The organism is Methylobacterium sp. WL116 (genome assembly GCF_008039455.1).
In the GTDB taxonomy this organism is placed as follows: Bacteria; Pseudomonadota; Alphaproteobacteria; order Rhizobiales; family Beijerinckiaceae; genus Methylobacterium.
The window spans coordinates 1-4,388 of the sequence record NZ_VRUV01000384.1; the positions used below are offsets into that span (position 1 = coordinate 1).

General features: G+C 72.5%; 5 protein-coding genes. 4 read left to right on the forward strand and 1 reads right to left on the reverse strand.

The genetic code is table 11. The features are described from left to right. The first annotated feature begins 315 nt into the window (after positions 1-315). The 3 genes from FV223_RS20980 (at position 316) to lptB (ending at position 2,746) form a co-directional block, all read left to right on the forward strand. Positions 316-1,080, forward strand: coding sequence for a lipopolysaccharide-assembly, LptC-related protein (locus tag FV223_RS20980; protein ID WP_147728819.1), 765 nt, complete (start codon positions 316-318; stop codon positions 1,078-1,080). Further along, complete coding sequence (locus FV223_RS20985) at positions 1,077-1,886, forward strand: LptA/OstA family protein (RefSeq protein WP_147728820.1); 810 nt, start codon at positions 1,077-1,079, stop codon at positions 1,884-1,886. The genes FV223_RS20980 and FV223_RS20985 overlap by 4 nt, the downstream gene beginning before the upstream one ends. An 86-nt stretch (positions 1,887-1,972) precedes the next feature. Next, positions 1,973-2,746, forward strand: a complete 774-nt coding sequence (gene lptB, locus FV223_RS20990; protein WP_243950730.1) for an LPS export ABC transporter ATP-binding protein — start codon at positions 1,973-1,975, stop codon at positions 2,744-2,746. A 61-nt stretch (positions 2,747-2,807) separates the two neighbouring features. On the opposite strand, the gene FV223_RS20995 is transcribed toward lptB, so the two are convergent. Continuing rightward, a complete protein-coding gene (locus FV223_RS20995) occupies positions 2,808-3,701 on the reverse strand; it encodes a LysR family transcriptional regulator (protein WP_210246692.1) in 894 nt (297 codons plus the stop codon). Between the two features lie 117 nt (positions 3,702-3,818). On the opposite strand from FV223_RS20995, the gene FV223_RS21000 reads away from it, so the two are divergent. Further along, the coding region (locus FV223_RS21000; protein WP_147728822.1) for a LysE family translocator at positions 3,819-4,388 on the forward strand (570 nt) is incomplete at its 3' end.

The window sequence follows — 4,388 nt, forward strand, 5'->3', positions numbered from 1 at the left end:
CCCTTCCCCCGCCGGGCGGGAGGGACGGGCGATCGGGCGTCGCAGGACAGTCCGACAGCGGCCCGCGCGGGTCGGGCGCCGGCAGCGCACGCCATCCGGGAACGGCCACGCCATCGCCGTGCGCGAACGCACGGCGCGTCCGCCGAATCCTCGCCCGCACGGCTTCCGGATGCAGGCGACAGTTGAACATTCGGAAACGCTTGGGCCATAACTTCGCCATCGGCCGGGCGCATCCCGGACGAGTCGGCGCGGCGCGCGAAGCGTCGGGGCCGGGCTCGCGGGCGCATCGCCCCAGCGTCGCGCATCGGAATCGTCATGCAGGTCGTCGACGCGGTCGAGATGAACGGGTACGCCCAGGCGAGCGGTCGGACCGACCTGCGCCGCACCCGCGCGCATGCGCGCGCCCATCGCCACAGCGCCCAGGTGCGCACGCTGCGCCGGGTGCTGCCCCTGGTCGCGGGCGGCGCGGTGATCGCGCTCGGAGCCTGGCTGTTCAACCCGTTCGCGGCCGTCATCCCCGGCGTCAGCGTCGGGCCGGTGACGCTGTCGGGCACCAAGGTGCGGATGGAGAACCCGAAGCTCTCCGGCTTCCGCAAGGGCGACCGCGGCTACGAGGTCACCGCCACCGCCGCGCTGCAGGACATGCGCAAGCCGAGCCTGATCGAGCTCGAGGCGATGCGCGGCCACGTCGCCACCGACGACAAGGGCGGCCTCGCCTGGATCGAGGCGGCGACCGGGCTGTTCGACACCACCCGCGAGGCGCTCGACCTCAAGCAGGACATCCGGATCTGGACCGACAAGGGCGAGGAGGCGCGGCTGCAATCGGCCGCCGTCGACTTCAAGGCCGGCAGCGTGAAATCGGCCGAGACCGTCACCGTGTCGGTGCCGAGCGGCCAGGTGGTCGCCGACGGGCTCGACGTGGTCGAGAACGGCCGCGTGATCTCGTTCATCGGCAACGTCCACACCGTGTTCCACCAGGACAAGGCCAAGGACGCGAAGGCCGACGACAAGGCCGAGCCGGCCAAGGCGCCCCTGCGCGTCCTCACCTCCTCGGCCGAGCCGACGGACGGCCGCCCATGACGGGCCTGTCCGGTCTGCCGGCGCGGCTCGCCGCCGCCTTCGCAGCCGCGTCGCTTCTCTCCGTTGCGCTGCCGGTCGCGCCCGCCCGGGCCGAGAAGCCGGCCGTCGCGGCGGCGCCGAAGAAGGATCCGACCTCGCCGTTCGGATCGATGGGCGGCGGCAAGGAGCCGATCAAGATCGACGCCGACCGGCTCGACGTGTTCGACCGCGAGAGCAAGGCGATCTTCGCCGGCAACGTCGTGGCCGTGCAGGGCGAGAGCACCATCCGCTGCTCGACGATGACGGTCCACTACAAGCGCGGCAAGGACAAGGACGCCAAGGACAAGGCGAGCCCGGCCGCGGAGGCCGAGGACAAGCCCAAGGATGCGGCCGGCATGGGCGAGAACGGCATCCAGAAGGTGGAATGCGCCGGCCCGGTCACGGTGGTGCAGAAGGACCAGGTCGCCACCGGCGACAGCGCGGTGTTCGACCAGGCGGCCAAGCGCATCGTGCTCACCGGCAACGTCGTGCTGAGCCAGTGCCAGAACGTCACCCGCGGCCAACGCCTCGTCTACGACATGAACACCGGCCGCGCGAACATGGACCCGGTGCCGGGCGGGCGCGTCTCCGCCCTGTTCGTGCCGGGCGAGAAGGCCGAGAAGGACAAGCCCGCCAAGGGCTGCGCGCAGCCCGCCGGCATCGCCAGGACCGCGCCGAAGCCGGCCGACGCCGCCAAGGGTGACGCGGCCAAGGGTGACGCAGCCAAGACGGATGCCGCCAAGGGCGACGGCAAGTCCGACGGCAAGACGCGGGCCCAGGCCAATTGAGCGGTTCGATCGGCGTCCCCGGCGGTCAGGCCCTCTCCCCGCACCGGTCCGAGACCGCGAGCCCGCGCCCGTCCTGGCTCGGGCGGGTGCTCGGCCGCGCCCGGCCCGAGGCCGCGCCGTCCGAGGTCGAGGGCGGCCCCGGCATCCTCAGCGTCCGCGGCCTGCGCAAGAGCTACGGCGCGCGCACCGTCGTGCACGAGGCCGGGCTCACGGTGCGGACCGGCGAGGCGGTCGGCCTGCTCGGGCCGAACGGCGCCGGCAAGACCACGATCTTCTACATGATCACCGGGCTGGTGGCGGCCGACCGCGGCCACATCACGCTGGACGGCCTGGCGATCACCCACCTGCCGATGTACCAGCGCGCGCGCCTCGGCATCGGCTACCTGCCGCAGGAAGCCTCGATCTTCCGCGGCCTGACGGTGGAGGACAACATCCGCGCCGTGCTCGAGGTCGCCGAGCCCGACCGCAAGGCGCGGGCGAGGAAGCTCGATTCGCTGCTCGAGGAATTCGACATCGCGCGCCTGCGCAAGTCCCCGTCGATCGCGCTCTCGGGCGGCGAGCGGCGGCGCTGCGAGATCGCCCGGGCGCTGGCCTCGTCGCCGACCTTCATGCTGCTCGACGAGCCCTTCGCCGGCATCGACCCGATCGCGGTCGGCGACATCCAGGACCTCGTCAAGCACCTGAAGCAGCGCGGCATCGGCGTGCTGATCACCGACCACAACGTCCGCGAGACGCTCGGCCTGATCGACCGCGCCTACATCGCCCATTCCGGCCGCATCCTCACCGAGGGCACCCCGGAGGAGATCGTCGCCAACGCCGACGCGCGCCGGCTCTACCTCGGCGAGGATTTCCGGCTGTAGCGGCGGCGGCTCCGGTCGGGCCCGGTGTCGTGACCGGAAGGACGGCTCGGGGTGGGAAGCCTCATCCGGTCGGCTCCGTGAACGACGCGATGGCCGCGTCGACCAGAGGATTGCTGCGGGCGTCCGACCAGACCAGGGCCGCCGCGACGATCTCGACGTTCTCGGCCAGCGGTCGGATCACGACCTGGGGCGGGGCGAGCCCTTCGAAGCGCAGGGGCACCAGCGCGACACCCTGCCCGCAGGCCACGAAGGCGATCTGCGAGGTCACGGCGCGGACCTCGTGCACGATGCGCGGCGCGAACCCCGCCGCGTGGCAGGCTGCCGTCACCCGGTCGAAGTAGACCGGGCTGGAGCGGCGAGCGAACATCGCGAAATCCGCATCGGCCAGCAGCGCCAGCGGGACCGCCGCCATCCCGGTCAGCCGGTGATCGCGCGGCAGGGCGACGGCGAGACGATCGGTGGCGACCGGCCGCGAGCGGATGTTCGGGCCGAGTTCCCCTTCCAGGCGCGCGAAGGCGAGATCGATCTCGCCCGCCTCGATCAGCGGCACCGCCTCGACGCTGTCGATCTCGCGCACGGCGATCGTCAGCCCCGGCTGGGCCGCACGCAGGCGCGCCACCATCGGCGGCAAGTCCTCCAGAAGCGCCGAGTTGATCGCGCCGACGGTCAGCGTGCCGGTCCGGCCTGCGACCGCCTCGCGCACGGCCCGCTCCAAGCGCTCGACCTGGCCGGCGAAGACCTGCACCGCCGGCAGGATCGCGGCGCCCGCGGGCGTGAGCCGCACGCCGCGGCGGTCGCGGTCGAACAACCGCGCGCCCAGCATCCGCTCCAAGGTCTGGATGCCCTCGCTCAGCGGGGGCTGCGACATGCCGAGCCGCTGGGCGGCACGCCCGAAATGCCGTGCCTCGGCCACCGCCAGGAACAGCCAGAGGTGCCGGATCAACCGGACGTCCACGGTCACTTCGATAGCCCAGCCGTATCACAGGGATCTTGAGATGGTATTTTACCGATCGAAGGGCCGATGGGAAATCCGGGGCTGCGCCGCCACGAAGCGTGCGGCAGGAGCCCGACGATGCCCGACCATCCCACCCTCGTCGCCTACGGCGCGGTGATCCTCGGCTTGGCGATCACGCCGGGGCCGAACATGATCTACCTGATCTCGCGCTCGATCGCGCAGGGGCGCCGGGCCGGCTTGGTCTCGCTGGTGGGCAGCGCGCTGGGGTTCCTGCTCTACATGGCCTGCGCCGCCTTCGGGATCACGGCACTGCTTGCGACGGTGCCCTACGCCCACGATGCCCTGCGGCTCGCCGGGGCGGCCTACCTGCTGCTCCTCGCCTGGTCCGCAGTGCGCCCCGGGGGCGTCTCGCCGTTCCAGGCCGCGGACCTGCCGCAGGCCGGCCCATGCCGGGTGCTCGCGATGGGGCTGGCCACGACCTTGCTGAACCCCAAGGCGGCGCTGCTCTACCTCGCGCTGCTGCCGCAATTCGTGATCCCCGGCCACGGCAGCGTGCTGGCTCAGACCCTGGTGCTCGGCCTGATGCACATCGCCCTCAACCTCGCCTTCGGCGTCGTCATCGCCACCACGGCCGGGGCGCTGGCGGCCGGCCTCGCCCGGCGCCCGTCCTGGATGCGGGCGCAGCGC